General features: G+C 57.0%; 17 protein-coding genes. 14 read left to right on the top strand and 3 right to left on the bottom strand.

The genetic code is table 11. The annotated features are described in order from the left end of the window. Positions 1-27 precede the first annotated feature (27 nt). The 7 genes from DWB67_RS00085 (at position 28) to DWB67_RS00055 (ending at position 9,287) form a co-directional block, all read left to right on the top strand. Complete coding sequence (locus DWB67_RS00085) at positions 28-207, top strand: DUF3553 domain-containing protein (protein WP_119805481.1); 180 nt, start codon at positions 28-30, stop codon at positions 205-207. Positions 208-410: 203 nt separating this feature from the next. Continuing rightward, positions 411-1,136 (top strand): GNAT family N-acetyltransferase, encoded by a 726-nt coding sequence (locus DWB67_RS00080; RefSeq protein ID WP_119806111.1) that lies wholly within the window; start codon positions 411-413, stop codon positions 1,134-1,136. Continuing rightward, on the top strand, positions 1,133-1,951 hold the full coding sequence (locus tag DWB67_RS00075; RefSeq protein WP_119805480.1) for a 1-acyl-sn-glycerol-3-phosphate acyltransferase: 819 nt from the start codon (positions 1,133-1,135) through the stop codon (positions 1,949-1,951). The genes DWB67_RS00080 and DWB67_RS00075 overlap by 4 nt, the downstream gene beginning before the upstream one ends. 107 nt (positions 1,952-2,058) lie before the next feature. After that, complete coding sequence (locus DWB67_RS00070) at positions 2,059-4,329, top strand: adenosylcobalamin-dependent ribonucleoside-diphosphate reductase (protein WP_119805479.1); 2,271 nt, start codon at positions 2,059-2,061, stop codon at positions 4,327-4,329. Between the two features lie 892 nt (positions 4,330-5,221). Beyond that, positions 5,222-5,979 (top strand): IS5 family transposase gene (locus tag DWB67_RS00065; protein ID WP_119805478.1). Its coding sequence is split into 2 segments (ribosomal slippage): positions 5,222-5,558 and positions 5,558-5,979, totalling 759 coding nucleotides; the frame shifts between segments, so codons are not numbered across the junction. Between the two features lie 531 nt (positions 5,980-6,510). Next, entirely contained in the window at positions 6,511-8,226 is a 1,716-nt protein-coding gene (locus tag DWB67_RS00060) for a BCCT family transporter (RefSeq protein WP_182911440.1), read from the top strand. A gap of 128 nt (positions 8,227-8,354) precedes the next feature. Beyond that, positions 8,355-9,287 carry an IS5 family transposase gene (locus DWB67_RS00055; protein ID WP_119805477.1) on the top strand — a complete coding sequence of 311 codons (933 nt, stop codon included), beginning with the start codon at positions 8,355-8,357 and terminating at the stop codon, positions 9,285-9,287. Here the strand turns inward: DWB67_RS00055 and DWB67_RS00050 are convergent. Then, complete coding sequence (locus DWB67_RS00050) at positions 9,245-9,535, bottom strand: hypothetical protein (protein WP_370453553.1); 291 nt, start codon at positions 9,533-9,535, stop codon at positions 9,245-9,247. The two genes, DWB67_RS00055 and DWB67_RS00050, sit on opposite strands and share 43 nt — an antisense overlap. A 73-nt stretch (positions 9,536-9,608) precedes the next feature. Here DWB67_RS00050 and DWB67_RS00045 point away from each other — a divergent pair, with 73 nt between their 5' ends. Continuing rightward, positions 9,609-10,133 carry a TetR/AcrR family transcriptional regulator gene (locus DWB67_RS00045; protein ID WP_119805476.1) on the top strand — a complete coding sequence of 175 codons (525 nt, stop codon included), beginning with the start codon at positions 9,609-9,611 and terminating at the stop codon, positions 10,131-10,133. On the opposite strand, the gene DWB67_RS00040 is transcribed toward DWB67_RS00045, so the two are convergent. Beyond that, complete coding sequence (locus DWB67_RS00040) at positions 10,084-10,983, bottom strand: LysR family transcriptional regulator (protein ID WP_119805475.1); 900 nt, start codon at positions 10,981-10,983, stop codon at positions 10,084-10,086. The two genes, DWB67_RS00045 and DWB67_RS00040, sit on opposite strands and share 50 nt — an antisense overlap. A 105-nt stretch (positions 10,984-11,088) precedes the next feature. On the opposite strand from DWB67_RS00040, the gene DWB67_RS00035 reads away from it, so the two are divergent. The 6 genes from DWB67_RS00035 to modC all read left to right on the top strand — a co-directional run bounded on the left by DWB67_RS00035 (position 11,089) and on the right by modC (position 16,715). Next, entirely contained in the window at positions 11,089-12,084 is a 996-nt protein-coding gene (locus DWB67_RS00035; protein WP_119805474.1) for a zinc-binding alcohol dehydrogenase family protein, read from the top strand. A 12-nt stretch (positions 12,085-12,096) separates the two neighbouring features. After that, the gene (locus DWB67_RS00030) at positions 12,097-12,873 is read left to right on the top strand and encodes an SDR family NAD(P)-dependent oxidoreductase (RefSeq protein ID WP_119805473.1); all 777 of its coding nucleotides are present in this window, start codon (positions 12,097-12,099) and stop codon (positions 12,871-12,873) included. A gap of 23 nt (positions 12,874-12,896) precedes the next feature. Then, positions 12,897-13,883, top strand: coding sequence for a zinc-dependent alcohol dehydrogenase family protein (locus tag DWB67_RS00025; protein WP_119805472.1), 987 nt, complete (start codon positions 12,897-12,899; stop codon positions 13,881-13,883). Positions 13,884-14,174: 291 nt separating this feature from the next. Beyond that, complete coding sequence (gene modA, locus DWB67_RS00020; protein ID WP_370453552.1) at positions 14,175-14,957, top strand: molybdate ABC transporter substrate-binding protein; 783 nt, start codon at positions 14,175-14,177, stop codon at positions 14,955-14,957. Further along, positions 14,950-15,645 (top strand): molybdate ABC transporter permease subunit, encoded by a 696-nt coding sequence (gene modB, locus DWB67_RS00015; RefSeq protein WP_119805470.1) that lies wholly within the window; start codon positions 14,950-14,952, stop codon positions 15,643-15,645. Before modA ends, modB begins: the two co-directional genes overlap by 8 nt. Beyond that, a complete protein-coding gene (gene modC, locus DWB67_RS00010; RefSeq protein WP_119805469.1) occupies positions 15,642-16,715 on the top strand; it encodes a molybdenum ABC transporter ATP-binding protein in 1,074 nt (357 codons plus the stop codon). The genes modB and modC overlap by 4 nt, the downstream gene beginning before the upstream one ends. A 502-nt stretch (positions 16,716-17,217) precedes the next feature. Here the strand turns inward: modC and DWB67_RS00005 are convergent. Continuing rightward, positions 17,218-17,541 (bottom strand): transposase (locus DWB67_RS00005; RefSeq protein ID WP_370453551.1); only part of this gene is annotated, 324 nt, incomplete at its 5' end.

Genomic DNA, 17,541 nt, shown 5'->3' with positions numbered 1-17,541 from the left:
TTTCTGCTAACTGAAGGAGTTGGTGCGGTGAATGAGATACTGGAACCCGGCGTGATCGTCCGTCATCCCGGCGCACCTGAATGGGGCGAGGGGCAGGTCCAGTCCCGCATCGGTGATCGCATTACCGTCAATTTCGCCGATGCCGGAAAACAGGTCATCGATGGAAAGCGGGTCCAGCTTGAAATCGTGCGTTTTAATGAAATGTAATCGCGTCTCATGACGAAACTTTGCAACTATAGGTTGTTTTGTGCAAGCTTGACCTTATCCGCGTCCGTGACGTCGGGTGTGTCATGTTGCAATGATGCCCCGCGTTTCCTAGACAGGCGCAATAGTATTCAAGCCGAGGTCCCGTGAACCGCGCCGAACCATCCTTCTTCCAGATCCGCCTTGCCAAAAGCACGCAGGACCTGATGGCCGCGCAGCGTCTGCGTTATCGCGTCTTCGTCGAGGAGCTGGGCGGCACCGGTCCAATGGTCGATCACGATGCCCGTCTGGAACGCGACGAATTCGATCCGGTGGTGGATCATCTTTGTCTGGTGGATACACGGCGCAACGCCGAAACGCTGGATCATGTCGTCGGGGTCTATCGCCTGTTGCCGGGGGATCGGGCTGCGGAATTCGGGCGCTTCTACTGTGATACCGAATATGATCTGGCCCCTTTGCGGGCCAGCGGTCGCCCGCTGCTGGAACTGGGCCGGTCCTGTGTCCACGCCGATTATCGTGGCGGTTCGGGCATGTTCCTGATGTGGAACGCCTTGTCCGATTACGTGCTGGAAAAGAAATCCGAGATTTTGTTCGGCGTCGCCAGCTTTCACGGCACCGATGTGCAAATGCTGGCGCCTTCGCTTAGCTGGCTGCACCACCAGCATATGGCCCCCGTTGATCTGCGCCCGCGCGCGCAACCGGACGGCTTTGTTGATATGGACCTGATTACGCCCGAACGCCTTGACCGGCGCGAGGCGATGGTTGGCATGCCCGCATTGATCAAAGCCTATCTGCGCGTCGGCGGTCTGGTGGGCGAGGGCGCCTATGTCGACCGCGCCTTCAACACCACCGATGTGTTCCTGATGATGGACACCTCGGAGATGTCGCCGCGGCACAAGCAGTTCTACGAAAGCCGCCGGCACACGTCATGACCGAACCGACCTGGCGCGAGGGTGAACCACTGGCTCTTTCCGGCCCGCATGGGCTGCGTGACTGGCTGCGCGTGGCACGTCGCGGTATCCCCACCATTCTGGTCCTTCTGATCGGTGTGATCCTGCTGTTGCCCCTGCGTGGGGTCGAACGGCTGTTCTATGGCATACGCCGCCCTTGGACCGGCCCTTACGTGCAGGCGGTCTGCAGTTTGTCGCTTATGTGCATCGGCTTGCGCTGGTCGCGGCAGGGAAGGCCGATGCGCGGTCCGGGGGCGGTTGTGGCCAACCATTCCAGCTGGCTTGATATTCTGGTCATGAACGCCGCCATGCCGGTGTTTTTCGTCAGCAAGGCCGAGGTGGCGAATTGGCCCGGCATCAACGTCCTGACGCGTGTGACCAATACGCATTTCGTTGTCCGCGACCCTCGTCTTGCCCGTCAACAGGCCGCCGAATTTTCAGCCCGTGTGCGGGCGGGGCATCGGTTGCTGTTCTTCCCCGAGGGCACGTCATCTGACGGCCAACGCGTTTTGCCATTCAAGGCGACGCTGTTTCAGGGTTTTCTTGCCGATGACCTTCCGCAGGATCTGGCCATCCAGCCAATGACCGCGATATACCGCGCCCCTTCGGGGCAGGATCCGCGATTCTATGGCTGGTGGGCCGATATGGATCTGGGGTCACATCTGCTGAATGTGTTGTCGGTAAAACATCACGGATCGGTGGTTGTTTGCCTTCATGATCCACTGCCGATTCTAGGTGAAACGCGTAAGTCACTGTCGTCCAAGGCAGAAGTTATCGTGAGATCAAAACTGACTTGAAATAGTCATTTTTGCCATATTGCCCCCGGCCATAGATCACGTTAAACCACCAGCAACGACACCATATATGGTGCATCCCCTAGCATTGAACACTAAAGGAAGCTGCTATGACACGCTTTGCTGCCCCTATCGCGGAACAAATCTGGGATATGAAATACCGGATGAAAGACGCCGATGGGCAAGCCGTTGACGGCTCGGTCGAGGACAGCTGGCGTCGCGTGGCACGCGATCTTGCGCGTGTAGAACAGGAACCCGCCAAGTGGGAAGAACAGTTCTATAGCGCGCTGGAAGATTTCAAATATCTGCCCGCTGGCCGCATTCTGGCCGGTGCCGGAACGGGGCGTTCGGTCACGCTGTTCAACTGCTTTGTCATGGGCACAATTCCGGACAGCATGTCAGGCATTTTCGACATGCTGAAGGAAGCCGCGCTGACCATGCAGCAGGGCGGGGGAATCGGTTACGACTTCAGCACCGTGCGTCCGCGCGGCGCGGCGGTCAAAGGTGTGGCAGCAGACGCCTCGGGTCCCTTGTCGTTCATGGATGTCTGGGATGCGATGTGCCGGACGATCATGTCGGCAGGCTCGCGCCGCGGGGCCATGATGGCCACGATGCGTTGCGACCACCCCGATGTCGAACATTTCATCGAGGCCAAGCAGGACAGCGCCCGACTGCGTATGTTCAACCTGTCGGTCCTGATCACTGATGATTTCATGGATGCCGTCCGTGCCGACGCGCCGTGGGAACTGAAGTTCGACGGCAAGGTGTACCGCACCGTTCAGGCGCTGGATCTGTGGAACCAAATCATGAAGGCGACCTATGACTTTGCCGAACCGGGCGTGATTTTCATCGACCGGATCAACAAAGCCAACAACCTGAACTATGTCGAAACCATCGCCGCGACGAACCCCTGTGGTGAACAGCCGCTACCGCCTTATGGTGCGTGTCTGCTGGGCTCGATCAACCTTGCGCGTCTGGTCAAGAACCCCTTTACCGACGCCGCCGAGCTGGACCCCGAGGCGCTGGACGATCTGGTCCGCACTGCGATCCGCATGATGGATAACGTCGTCGACGCCTCGAAATTTCCGCTGGACAAGCAAGAGGCCGAAGCCAACGCCAAGCGCCGTATCGGTCTGGGTGTCACCGGTCTGGCCGATGCGCTGCTGATGCTGGGCCTGCGTTATGGTGCCGCTGATGCGGTTGCACAGACCGGTGTCTGGATGAAAGCGATTGCGCGGTCTGCCTATCTGGCATCCGTGGATCTGGCGAAAGAAAAGGGGGCTTTCCCGCTATTCGACGCCAAAAAATATCTGGCGTCCGGCTTTATGTCCAAGATGGACAAGGACGTGCGCGACGCGATCGCCAAGCATGGCATCCGCAACGCGCTGCTGACCTCGATCGCGCCGACGGGCACCATCAGTCTTTATGCAGGCAACGTGTCTTCGGGGATCGAGCCAGTCTTCGCTTATGCCTATACCCGCAAGGTCCTGCAGAAGGACGGTTCGCGCACCGAAGAAGAGGTCGTCGATTACGCCGTCCAGATGTGGCGCGACCTCAAGGGCGACACCGCGCTGCCCGATTACTTCGTAAACGCACAGACCTTGGCCCCGAAAGATCACGTCGCCATGCAGGCAGCGGCGCAGGAATGGGTCGACAGCTCAATTTCGAAAACCATCAACTGCCCCGAAGACATCAGCTTTGAAGAATTCAAAGACGTTTATATGTCGGCGTGGGATCTGGGCTGCAAAGGCTGCACGACCTATCGCCCCAATGACGTGACCGGATCGGTCCTGTCGGTCAGCGAAAAAACCGAAGCCGCCCCCGAAGCTGATCAGGGCGCCGATGTCGTTTACCTGACCGAGCCACTGGACCGTCCTGCAGCGCTGGAAGGCGCGACCTATAAGCTGAAATGGCCAGGGTCGGAACACGCGATCTATATCACGATCAACGACATCGTTCAGTCGAACAACCGTCGCCCGTTCGAGATCTTCATCAACTCGAAGAACATGGAACATTACGCCTGGACTGTTGCGCTGACGCGCATGGTGTCGGCTGTTTTCCGTCGCGGTGGCGATGTGTCCTTTGTGGTCGAGGAACTGAAAGCCGTCTTTGATCCGCGCGGTGGTGCATGGATGCAGGGTCGCTATGTGCCCTCGATTCTGGCGGCGATTGGCGGCGTGATCGAACGTCACCTGATCGAGACAGGCTTTCTTGCCGGCGAAGGCATGGGCCTGAAGACCGACCCCAAGGCCGAAGTCGTGGCCGTTGGCGAAGGCGAAGCCCCCCGCGGTCCCGCATGCCCCAGCTGTGGCCAATACGGTCTGCGCATGGTCGAAGGCTGCATGACCTGCCCAAGCTGCGGCCATTCCAAATGTGGGTGATGTAAGCGGTATCATTGTGGCGTGTCATGTTACCTGACATTACCCAACCGTCTTTGAAGTTTATTTTACATAGATGATGAAACGGCCTCGGAAACACCTCCGAGGCCGTTTGCATGGTGATGGGTTATGGGTGCCCATCAAGCGAGCCGATAAAAATCAAATAAGATGATGATTTTTATAAAATTCATCTGAAAATGTATTTTTAGCTCTGTCAGTCTCACGTGTGGCTGCTCGATCCTGACAATTATTTGTCATGCTTTCTTAAGATGTCTATCTGGCCGCTCAGCTCATGCCGAAGATGCGCTTCAATTGCACGAAAAGCCTCTCTACCATCTTCCAATTTTTTCGGTATTTCTTATAGCATTGGTTTTTTGGCATTAGGGCGCTTCCTTGGGGGCATAGGTGTCGTATCGAACCTCCGCTTTCGGACAGAAAATATTATTAGGGGGACAGGTCTGACATGCCGCCTTCAAGAGGCAATATTTATTCCCCGCCGGTGTCCTGAACCGGGGTCGGATCAGAGCAGTTCAGGCGGTGTTGCTTGAGGGCAGGAATGGATTATTCGCCTCGTCATACTCGAAATTGCATTGAACGAAGGTGCCTTCGGTCCGCTTCGACTTGTCGATCATCTGGGATGAAGGAAATGATGCTGCGCGTCCCAAGCAGTTATCCCAAGATCTAAGTGATGCCATATGCTGAGTCAGCCGCCAGCCGGTCGGGCTGGATTTGAACCGTTTCTCGGTTCTGTCGAGTATAGCCCAAGAGGCCGCGACCTCGCCCTGCTATGGATTGTGCTCGTTGCCTCAACATCCAAGCTCACCTAGGGCCCGTGGACAATTATACTTCCCATAGATTTTGATTTCTGATTCAAATCTCCCAAACGGAGGTTGGGATGAACGAGCAGCGCTTTGTGGTGACGGATCGTGTGTGGTGGCGGCTTGAGCCGCATTTGCCGGGAAAAGCCAGCGACGCGGGGGCTACGGCAAATGATAACCGTCTGTTTCTGGAAGCGGTGTTCTGGCGCGTTCACACCGGGTCTCCATGGCGCGATCTGCCGCCCGCCTTCGGCAACTGGAACAGCCAGTTCTGCCGCTTCCGCAGATGGGCGAAAGCAGGGGTTTTCGAGAGCCTTTTCATAGCCATGAGTGGTGACCCCGACCTTGACTATGCCCTCATCGACGGCACCATCGTTCAGGTTCACCAGAAGGCAACCGGCGCAAAAGGGGGACTCAGGCTCAGGCCATCGGACGCTCGCGTGGCGGCCTGACGACTAAAATCGTCGCGCTTGTGGATGCGCTCGGCAATCTGATCCGTTTCCTATTATTGCCCGGGCAGGCACATAACACAAAAGGCGTCGCGCCACTGATCCGTAAAGTTCCCTTCGGGGCTCTTCTGGCAGACAAAGCGTTTGACGCGAACTGGCTCCTGGAAGAACTGGATGCACGTGGGGCATGCGCCGTGATCCCACCGAAATCAAACCGAAAGCAACAGCGTAACTACGACGCAGACGCTTACAAGTGGCGCCATATGGTTGAAAACTACTTCGCAAAGATCAAGGAATTCCGAGGCATAGCAACACGCTATGACAAGACCGATTGCAGCTACACCGCCAATTGGAACCTCGCCGCAGCCCTGATTGCTGCAAGATGAATGTCCACAGGCCCTAAATCAACGTTATAAAACAATTGTGCCGGTGTCGTTTGGGTGCCTATCATAAGAAAATCCTACTATTCCCCATATAATCGGGCGGATTAAAAGACTCGCCATGCTGCAAAGAGAATTTTCAGCTGCAGCGGTAAAAGGCAAGCCTTTGCCGCATCATGTATGAAAATTCGCCATGCGAAACAGAACCGCACTTTATTGATTTGGTCCGAAAGCCAGCAATACTTTGGCTTTGCGGCGACGCCAGTGCGCTGGACTTTGTCATAATGACGTCTCTCCATCAGGAAATTAGTCAATTTACACAGCAACTGTCGGGCCTCAGAAGACGTTCAAACACCGACTAAAGGGCATTGGATTTTTAACGACCCTTTTGCCGCATAATCTAGAAGTAACACTGTTTGGTGGATCGTTAGGCAAGGTAGTACACAAAATATTCCGCATTCAAACCTTAGCGCGTTTATTCTATTCACGCGGCTCTGAAAAATCACCCTTTTCCTGAACCTAAAGCGGAGCTGATGAATGTCAGACGAAAATACGCTTAGCCCACCGATGACCGAGCTTGATATCAAAACAGCCGATGGCGGTTTTTACGATGGCTTTTCAACATCGGTTGCGGTGCCTGCCAAGATCATCATCTCGATCATTGTTGTTTGGGCCATCTTCTGGCCAGTCCAGTCCGGTGCCGTGCTCAACAGTATGAACGCGGTCATCCTCGAGGTTTTCGCCTCTTGGTATATATGGCTTGTTGCCTTCTTCGTCATTGTTTGCATCATTCTGGCGCTCTGGCCTGCGGCCGGTCGCCTTAATCTTGGCCTTGAAGGTGAAAAGCCTGAATTCGACAACTTCTCGTGGTTCTCGATGATGTTCGGGGCCGGGATCGGTGTCGGCATGCTGACGTGGGCTGTGGCCGAACCTGTCTCTCATTTCGGGTCCAACCCGCAGACGATTATGGGACTGGCGACCGCCAAAACGGAAGACAATATTCGCAATGCCTATCAATGGTCCTTCCTGCACTGGGGCTTCAGCGCTTGGGCGTGCTATGCGATCTGTGGCCTGTCTCTGGCCTTCTTCAGCTATCGCCGAGGCTTGCCGCTGACCATCCGGTCTGGCCTGACCCCGCTGTTTGGCCAAGCACTTGCCGGTATCCTCGGGCATGTCATCGACGTAGTTGCCGTTGTCGCCACCATCCTTGGCGTTGCACAAACCCTGGGGTTCGGGGTGGACCAGTTCGTCGCCGGACTGACACGTATCGGCATCGGTGGCATGATAACCGACGAAGGTGGCGCATCCACAGCAGGTGTCATCGTTGCCCTGTTCGTCATCATGGGCCTTTCCACGCTTTCGGCTCTGTCGGGCGTCGGCAAGGGCATCAGATGGCTGTCGAACCTAAATATGGTGCTTTCGATCATTCTGCTGGGCTTCTTCATCATCTTCGGCGCGACATGGTTCGGCTTCAACGCGATGTTCATCGGCCTTTGGGACTACGTGATCGCGCTTCCGGAGATGAGCATCAATGTCTTCAGAAGCGATGGCGTCGAAGGATCGGAAGCGTCCCTACTTGCGCAATGGCAAGGGTGGTGGCCGGTATTCTACTGGGCCTGGTGGATCGCTTTCGCGCCGTTCGTGGGTCTGTTCCTTGCGCGGATATCTCGCGGTCGAACCATCCGCGAATTCGTTCTAGGCGCTTTGATCGTGCCTGCGCTGATGTGCTTTGTGTGGTTCGCATGGGCCGGTGGCACCGCCATCGATCTTGAGCTTAACGGAGGCGCGAACGGCATCATCTATGATGCGGCAAACGGCGACAAGATCTTTGCAATGACCGAGTTCATGCTGTCGCCGATCTCCGAAGCTCTCTCTTACGGCTTTACGCTGCTGATCGTCGTCCTGCTGCTGACGTTCCTTGTGACCTCCGCAGACTCGGCGGTGCTGATTGTGAATACGATCAATGCAGCGGGGGACGAAGGTCCGAAGTCACGTCCCCACATCCTGTTCTGGGGTGTCGCGCTGGCACTTGTCGTGGCAGGTTTGCTGATCTCGGGCGGAACCTCGGCGATCCAGACAGCGATGGTGATCGGTGCTTTGCCGTTTTCGGTTGTCATGGCGCTTATGGCCATCGCGCTGCTTAAGGCAATCTATAATGACACCCGTCGTGAAAAGGTAGGTGTGCCCACAACCTTCGACAACATCGAAGGAGCCACTGGCAACGGCCTCTCATCCGGTCTTTCCGCAGAATAGGCTGATAGGAAGTTTACTGCGGGTCGCTGCCTTTTTGTAGCGACCCTTTGTTGTTATCTGGAAGGGGCTCTGTTGCGCAAATCCGTTCGGGGATTCATCTCGTGAATCCAGCATGGTAGCTGGACGGCATGAGCAGACCTACACCCCCGACCTACAAGACCAGGAACTGGCTAGCCTACAATGAAGCGCTCAAGCGCCGAGGCTCGCTGACGATCTGGTTTGACCCCGACATGACCTGGGATGCCGCGCCGACAGGACGGCGTGGCCGCCATCAGACCTATAGCGACGCCGCTATCCAGACGTGCCTTTCAATGAAGGTCTTGTTCGGTATGGCGCTCCGGCAAACAACTGGTTTCGTCGAGAGCCTGCTGAAGTTGGTCGGCTTGAACTGGGCGGTGCCCGACTTCAGCACGCTGTCTCGTCGACAGAAGACCTTGGCCGTGAACATCCCCTATCGCGGGTCCAAGGGCCCGCTGCATCTGCTGATCGACAGCACCGGCATCAAGGTCGAGGGCGAAGGGGAGTGGAATGCCCGCAACCACGGCGGTCCCAAACGGCGGGTCTGGCGAAAGATCCACCTCGGGATCGATGAGCAAACGTTGGAGATCCGTGCCGTCGAGTTCACCAGCAGTGGTATCGGCGACGCCCCCATGCTGCCGGAACTGCTCGATCAGATCCCACCCGAACAAGAGATCGGCAGCGTCACCGCAGACGGCGCCTATGACACGCGCAAGTGTCATGATGCCATTGCGGCTCGTGGCGCCGCCGCCGTCATCCCACCTCGCAAGAACGCAAAACCATGGAAGCCGAACACCCTTGGAGCGGTCGCACGAAACGAAGCCCTCCGGGCATCGAAATATCTCGGCCGGGCGCTTTGGCGAAATTGGAGTGGCTATCACCGCCGAAGCTGCGTCGAGAGCAAGATGCATTGCGTGAAACTTCTGGGGCAGCGCTTCATGGCGCGAGACTTCGACCGCCAAGTTGCCGAGATCCAGGTTCGGATTGCCGTGCTGAACGGCTACACCACCCTCGGCATACCTGTTACAGAGGCCGTAGGATAAGTCTGTCCGGAAATAGGGGAAGCTCGGCCGTCACCCGATTTGCGCAACAGAGTCTCGTCGCGCACGGCCTTCGAATACCAGCCGGTGCGGGTGTTCACATCCGTGTTGTTGACCGCCGAGGCGCCGACGCGGATCAGAACCTCGCCTGCGGCAGGCTGCGGCACGGGAACGTCGGTGCGATATTCCCATCGGTCAAGGCCGCCGTGGCCGATCAGCAGGACAGCCTGCATGGTTGTTGGTAATGTCATTTTGCGGTTCCCTTTGGTGTAGAACATATCCTCTACCTTGCGGGGGTAGAGGGAATGTTCTACCCCGTCAACCATGATGCAGACACAAGACAGGATTGCTGCAGGTCTGGAACGTGCCTTCGCCGCCCATGGCTTTACCGCGCCAAGCGTGGATAGTTTGCGGGATGCGGCGGGGGTCAGCCTGCGGACGCTTTACAAATACATGCCGTCGCGGGCGGATATGGTGCTGGCCGCGCTGGAACATCGCCACCAGCGTTACATCCGCCATGTGCTGGATGGTCTTTGCAAAGACCCCTTTCAGGCCCGTGGTGTAATTATCGAACGCGTCGCGGACTGGATGCAAACCGAGGCATCACATGGCTGTCTGTTTCACGCCGCCGTTGCCTCGGACCCTGAAAACCCTGTACTGCGCGCCCTGCTGGAACGACATAAGCATGAAGTGGCGCAACGTACCGCGACAGCCACCGGACTGGCGGGACAGGAGGTTGTCCTATTGCTGATCCTTGAAGGATTAACGCAATCCTGGGCTTTGAACGGGGCAGGTGCTGTTACAGCTGCCAAGGCGCTGGTGTCAGCTCTGCCAATAGAAAATCCATGAAAACCCGTACCTTGGGTGTCAGCACATTGGATTGCGGATAGATCAGCCACAGGACCGATGCATCATCCAGCTGCCAGTCGGGCAACAGATGCACCAGACGACCGGTCCGGATCTCATCCGCGACATTCCAGTGCGAATTGACCGAGATGCCGCCACCCGCCAGCGTTGCGATCCGTTGGGATGTGCCATCATCCAGAATTGTCCGGCACACCATCCGGCGCGCGTCCAATGTGAACCTTTTGTCACCGGTGACCAGATCGCGTGGTGTGGCGTTGCCCCATGACAGCAGATCATGCCCGTCCAGGTCCTGAGGGTTCAAGGGGATGCCGCGCCGCGCAAGGTAATCAGGGGCGGCGCAAAGAATGCGCTTATCCTCGCCCAATTTGCGGCCCCGCAAGCTGCTGTCTTTTAAGGGGGCACTGCGCAAGGCCAGATCGAAGCTGCCCTCGATCAGGTCGAACCTTGTGTCGGATAACCGCAGATCCAGTGTGATGTCGGGATATTGCGCATGGAACGTAGGAAGCAGCGGGATAATGTACAATTGGGCAAAGCTGCTGGGGGCTGCGAACCGTAAGATGCCAGAGGGGCTGTCGGCATTCAGGCCCAGTGCTGCACGGGCCGCTTCGGATTGGGCAAGAATTTCGCGTGCGTAGGGCAGGAAGGCCTCACCCTCTTGGGACAGGGATACTTTACGGGTGGTGCGGTGCAAAAGCTCGGCGCCCAATTCGCGTTCCAGTTTCGCCAGACGGGCGCTGGCCATCGCGGGTGCAAGGCCGAAGCTGCGCCCCGCGGCAGAAATATTCAGCCGTTCTGCAGCCGCCACGAAAAGGCGCAGGGTTTGCGTGTCCACGGGATTATCCTGAAAACCGGAAAACTGAAGTCTGATATGCGCCGTTTTTATTGAAATACAAAGGAGTATTTTCAGGACCAAGCAAGATGCAAAAGGATCCACCCCATGAAATCGATCGGCTATAGACAGACAGGCCCCGCCACCGAACTGACGACGCAGGATGTGGCAAACCCCTTGCTGCGTCTGCGTGACCTGCTGGTTGCGGTGAAAGGAATCTCGGTCAATCCGGTGGACGTGAAGCTGCGTGCGGCCCGCGCCCCTGAAGGGTTTGCCATCCTTGGATTCGATGCGGCGGGTGTTGTGGTGCAGGTCGGCTCCGAGGTTACAGGCTATAATATCGGCGACGAGGTGTTTTACGCCGGTGACGTGACGCGTGACGGGACCAATGCCGAATTCCATGCCGTGGATGAACGTATCGTGGGCCGCAAACCGGCATCGCTGGATTTCGTCGAAGCCGCCGGTATTCCTCTGACCGCCATTACCGCGTGGGAAATGCTGTTCGACAGCTTCGGGATGGTTCGCGGAACAGGTCAGGGAAAGACCCTGCTGGTTATCGGGGGTGCGGGCGGTGTCGGGTCGATCCTGATCCAGCTGGCCAAGCGCCTGACCGGCCTGACCGTGATTGCCACAGCATCGCGCCCCCAAACGCAGGACTGGGTGCGCCGGATGGGTGCGAATCATGTGATCGACCATCGCGGCGATATGGCGGCCCAGCTTCGCGACCTTGGGATCACGCCGGATTACGTTGCTGCGCTGACCGGCACCGAAGGCCATTGGCCCGCGATTGTCGATCTGATCGCACCACGTGGTCATGTGGCCCTGATCGACGATCCGCAAGGGTTGGACATTGCCGCTGCAAAACCCAAAGCCCTGACCTTCAGCTGGGAGTTTATGTTTACCCGCGCGATGTTTGGTGCCGACATGGAGGCACAGCGCGATCTGCTGAACTGTGTATCAGACATGCTAGACGCGGGTGATCTTGTCTCGACCGTGACCGAACGTGCCACGGCATTGACGGTCGAAAGCCTGATTGCCGGACATCAGCGACAGGAAAGCGGGCAGGTGATCGGCAAGCAGGTGCTGCCGGGTCTGTCCGCCTGAACGGAGCTTGATATGAAAACCATCCTGATTACCGGTGCCACCCAAGGGCTGGGCAAGGCGACAGCCCATGCGCTGGCCAAAGCGGGCCATGCGCTGATCATCCATGGCCGTGATGCGGCAAAACTGGCGGAAACGGCCAAGGCGCTGAAACCGGCGGCAGCATGTGTCACAACCCACATTGCCGATCTGTCCGATCTGACAGAGGTTGCGGCGATGGCATCCCGTATCAGGGATGCACATCCACAGATCGATGTGCTGATCAACAATGCCGGCGTTTTCAAAACGGCGCAGCCGGTGGCACATAGACTGGATGTCCGCTTTACGGTAAACACTCTGGCCTCGGCGTTATTGGCAAGGCTGCTTTTGCCGGCCATTCCGCAAAGTGGACGAATTATCCATCTGTCCTCGGCGGCGCAATCACCTGTCGATCCGCAGGCTCTGACGGGTGAATACCGCTTGCAGGATATAGAGGCCTATGCCCAAAGCAAGCTGGCCATCACCCTGTGGAACCAGAAATTCGGGCAGGATTATCCGGACGGACCCCTGTCACTGGCGGTGAATCCCGGGTCGCTGCTGGCCACACGGATGGTCCGCGAAGGCTTTGGTACCGCCGGAAATGATGTGGAAACCGGCGTCGATATTCTGACCCGCGCTGCGTTGTCCGATGAGTTTACTGGTGCGACCGGACGCTATTACGACAATGACGCGGGCAGATTGGCACCCCCGTATTCCGACGTCGTCGTGCGCGATGTTACGGCGCGGATCGATGCCCTTCTGGCCGATCTCTGAACATTTCTGAAAGGAAAATTCCCATGAAAACCATGATCCTGAACGCCTATGGACCCGATGCACCCTTTACCGAGGCTGACCAGCCCCGCCCGAATGTGACCGACGGTCATGTCGTCATCCGCATCAAGGCCACCAGCGTCAATACGATCGACACGATGATCAAGGATATCGGCACCGATTTGCCCCTGTCGCCGGCATTGCCCGCAGTTCTTGGCATGGATTTTGCCGGTTTCATCGAAGAGGTCGGCACCGGCGTTACCGGCTTTGATAAAGGGGATGAGGTTTATGGCTGCGCTGGCGGTCTGGCCGATCTGAAAGGCGCATTGGCCGAATACATGCTGGCGGACGCGCGTCTGATTGCAAAAAAGCCAACAAGCCTGACCATGCGCGAAGCTGCCGCTTTGCCGCTGGTGGGGATCACGGCATGGGAAGGTCTTGGCCGCGCAGGTGTTGCCGCAGGGCACAAGGTGCTGGTGCACGGTGGTGCAGGGGGCGTCGGCCATATCGCCGTGCAACTGGCGCGCCATCTTGGGGCTGATGTTTCGGCCACAGGGACGGGCGTGGTGCAAGAGGATGTGATCAAAGGCTTTGGCGCGTATGCCATTGATTATAAATCCACGCAGATCGATGATTATGTCGCGGCGCGGACCGATGGCGCGGGCTTTGATATGGTCTTTGATACTGTTGGCGGGCCGAACCTGATCAACTCCTTCGCCGCGGCTGCGCTGAATGCACATGTCGTGACAACCGTCGCCCTCTCTGAAATTGATCTGAGCGGTGCGCATTTCAAGGGACTGTCACTGCACATCGTTTTTATGCTTTTGCCGATGCTGCATGACGTCAATCGCGCCGCCCAAGGCAAGATTCTGGCTCAACTGGCAAAGCTGGTCGACGCGGGCGCAGTAAAGCCTTTGCTAGACCAGTCCCAATTTACCCTTGGCGAGGTTGGCGCGGCCTATGCCAGACTGAAAAGCGGCCAAGCCTTGGGCAAGGTAGTTGTGGACGTTTGATCCATCATATCGTGATTTGAACGGCATCCGGACACTTATGTCAGGTCATCAATACGGCGCGACAGGGAAGGCGCATACTGACCCTGTCGCGGTTTTTATTAGGTTTTGGTAATCTGAACATGTTGTTGGCCGCCGCAGGTAAGCGCTTGCGTTACCTTCAGGTGTGATCAGGTTGGATTAGACACACGTTCAGTGATCCATATTATCGCTAAGATCAAAGAATACCGATGCACCGATGGCGAATGTGTTTGCGGATGTGTTATAGTTGCCCGAACATAACGCTGTCGGGAAATGTCGATGTCTGGATACGCCTACGGAGTGTCGCTTGGTCTTATGGCAGGCTTGGCATTTGCAGCACCTGCCCAAGCCGAAAACATCACGGTTTTTGCGGCGGCCAGCCTGAAAACAGCGCTGGATCAGATCGCCGTGGATTGGAATGCCGACGCTGACGACAAAGTTGTCGTCTCCTATGCGGGCAGCTCGGCTTTGGCCAAACAGATCCAGCAGGCCGCACCTGCCGATATTTTTATCTCGGCCTCGGTCGAGTGGATGGACCTGCTGCAGGAACAGGATTTGATCCGCGCAGACAGCCGGACGGATCTTCTGGGAAACTCGCTTGTCATGATCGGCTATCAGGCCGGAAATTCCGATGCGGTACTTGATCGGGATTTTGATCTGTCAGGACGTCTTGGCGGCGGCAAGCTGGCGATGGCATTCGTCGATTCCGTCCCCGCGGGCGTCTATGGCAAACAGGCGCTGACCTCATTGGGACTTTGGGATAAAGTTCAGGATGTGGTGGCACAGGCCGACAATGTCCGCGCTGCGCTGGCACTGGTCGCCATAGGCGAGGCACCATTGGGGATTGTCTATGCAACCGATGCGATTGCCGAACCAAGGGTCGGGATTATCGGCACCCTGCCTGCGGAAAGCCACGATCCCATCATCTATCCCGCGGCTTTGACGACAGACAGTGATAATTCGGATGCGATATCTTTCCTGGATTATTTGCACAGCGATGCGGCCACTGCAGTGTTCGAGGGGCAGGGCTTTTCCGTGATTGCCCGTAATGATTGAACTGACGCCGCAAGAATGGCAGGCGGTTGCACTGTCGCTAAAGGTCTCGGTCTGGGCAACGCTGCTAAGTTTGCCATTCGGGGTCTTTGTCGCATTTGTGCTGGCGCGCTGTGAATTCTGGGGCAAGCAGGTGCTGAACGGATTGGTGCATCTGCCGCTGATCCTGCCGCCGGTGGTCACGGGGTATATCCTGCTGCTTGGCTTTGGTCGACGTGGCCCGATCGGGGGATTTCTGGACGAATGCTGTGGCATCATTCTGGCCTTCCGCTGGACAGGTGCGGCACTTGCGGCGGCAATCATGTCTTTCCCACTGATGGTTCGCGCCATCCGCTTGGCGATCGAGGCGGTTGACCCGAAATTGGAACAGGTGGCAGGCACCCTTGGGGCGTCACGCCTGTGGGTTTTTGCGACAGTAACCTTGCCCCTGATCCTGCCGGGAATTGTGGCAGGTGCCATTCTGGCATTCGCCAAGGCAATGGGGGAATTCGGTGCAACGATCACCTTCGTCAGCAATATCACCGGCCAGACGCAGACACTGCCATCGGCCATTTATTCATTCTTGCAAGTTCCGGGTGGCGAAGGGGCTGCCCTGCGACTGGTCCTGATCGCAGTCGCCATCGCCATGATTGCCTTGATCGCGTCCGAATGGATCAGCCGTGTGATTGCCAAACGGATCGCAGGCACATGAGCCTTTCTGTCGCGCTGCGCCATAGTTTCCGCAATTTTGAACTGGATGTCGAATTTCAGGCATCGCAAGGCATCACTGCTTTGTTCGGACGTTCGGGGTCGGGGAAAACCTCGGTTATCAATGCAGTTGCAGGGTTGTTAAGGCCTGACCATGGCAGGATCATCCTTGAGGGGCATGATCTGATGGACAGCGCCAAGGGTATGTGGTTGCCGCCCCATAAGCGGGGGATCGGCTATGTGTTCCAAGACAGTCGCCTGTTTCCGCATCTTAGCGTGCGGCAGAACCTGCTTTATGGCCGATGGTTTGCGCGGCGAACCGACAATATCCGTTTCGATCATGTAGTTGATTTGTTGGGCATTAGTCCGCTGCTGGACCGTCGCCCCGGTGCCCTATCGGGCGGAGAAAAGCAACGTGTCGCCATTGGCCGCGCCCTTCTTGCGCGTCCACGACTGTTGTTGATGGACGAACCCCTTGCCGCATTGGACGCACAACGGAAATCCGAAATCTTGCCTTATCTGGAACGCTTGCGGGACGATACACAGATACCGATCCTCTATGTCAGCCACGCGATGTCCGAGGTGGCCCGTCTGGCCAGCACACTTGTTATCGTGCAGTCCGGCAAGGTCAGCAGGGCAGGGCCATTGTCTGATCAGATGTCCGATCCTGCAGCTGCAGCCATGCTGGGCCTTCAGGACATCGGCGCAGTCGTGAAAGCCCGCATTGCATCGCATGAGGCTGACGGCCTTAGCCGCTTGGACACCCCGTTGGGTGTGCTTTGGGTGGCGGGAATCCCCGCCAGTATCGGCAGTATGCTGCGGGTTCGCGTCCATGCACAGGACGTAATGCTGTCGCTGTCCCCGCCAAAAGACATATCGGCCCTGAATGTCCTACGCGCCACTGTCACACAGGTGATGTCGGGGCAGGGGCCTGATGTATTGGTCCAGCTGGGCGTTGAGGGCGATCGGCTGCTTGCCCGTGTCACCCACCGCTCTGCGGCAAATTTGGGCTTGGTCAAGGGATTGCCGGTGTATGCGATCATCAAATCAGTCGCCGTCGTGCGTCCGTCTTGAACAGGATAAGCAAACTGGTTGAATCCACGCTATGTTATAAGGAACGTTGCGATCCAAGCGAATACTTTTCTACCCTTATCCTATCTGAGCCATGAATGCCTTAAGAGATATAATTCTTTCGTTTAGCGCTGCGACGGGAAACCTGAGGGTCAATATACCTATACTCTATTAACGAGTGCTGGACTGACTCAAGTAATTCGCAGGTAATCCCATCGAATATTTCGGCCTTACCTTTAAAAATTTCAAAACCAGTCGCTTTGTAAAAACTGAAAAAGCATCTGTTTAAAAACCTGCCCATCGCAATAGAGCTGGCTGCGGCTTAGCAAGATGGTCCAAATCACCGTCGGATGCAAAATTCCGAAATCTCTGCGCCGTCAAAATACCACTGACAATCAATAGTATCAAAAGAGGAGAAGGTCTTGGCAGACAATTCAAGGTACTTCTGAAAGGCGCTGTTGCACAAATCAGCTAATGACCGCAGTTTCCCTTTCCCCGGCCACACTTATCCCAGGGGCACAGTGACGGGGATGCCGAGGGCAGTGAAGCGGTTCATGACCGCCGCACGGATCTGAACTTCTGCAATTTGGCGGTCGAAGTCGCGGGACATCAGCCTTTGTCCGATCAGCTTCACGCAGTTCATTTTTGTCTCTACCCTGCTACGTCGGTGGTAGCCGCTCCAATTCCGCCAAAGCGCCCGGCCAAGAAGTTTTGACGTCTGCAGGATCTCGTTGCGCGCTCGGGCTCCTGCCGTGTCCGGCTTCCAGAGCCTCGCATTGCGACGGGGCGGAATGATTGCTGCCGCGCCGCGGTCGGCGACCGCGTCGTG

This window comes from Paracoccus sp. JM45 (assembly GCF_003590715.1).
In the GTDB taxonomy this organism is placed as follows: Bacteria; Pseudomonadota; Alphaproteobacteria; order Rhodobacterales; family Rhodobacteraceae; genus Paracoccus.
This window is presented reverse-complemented; position numbering and strand designations above follow the sequence as displayed.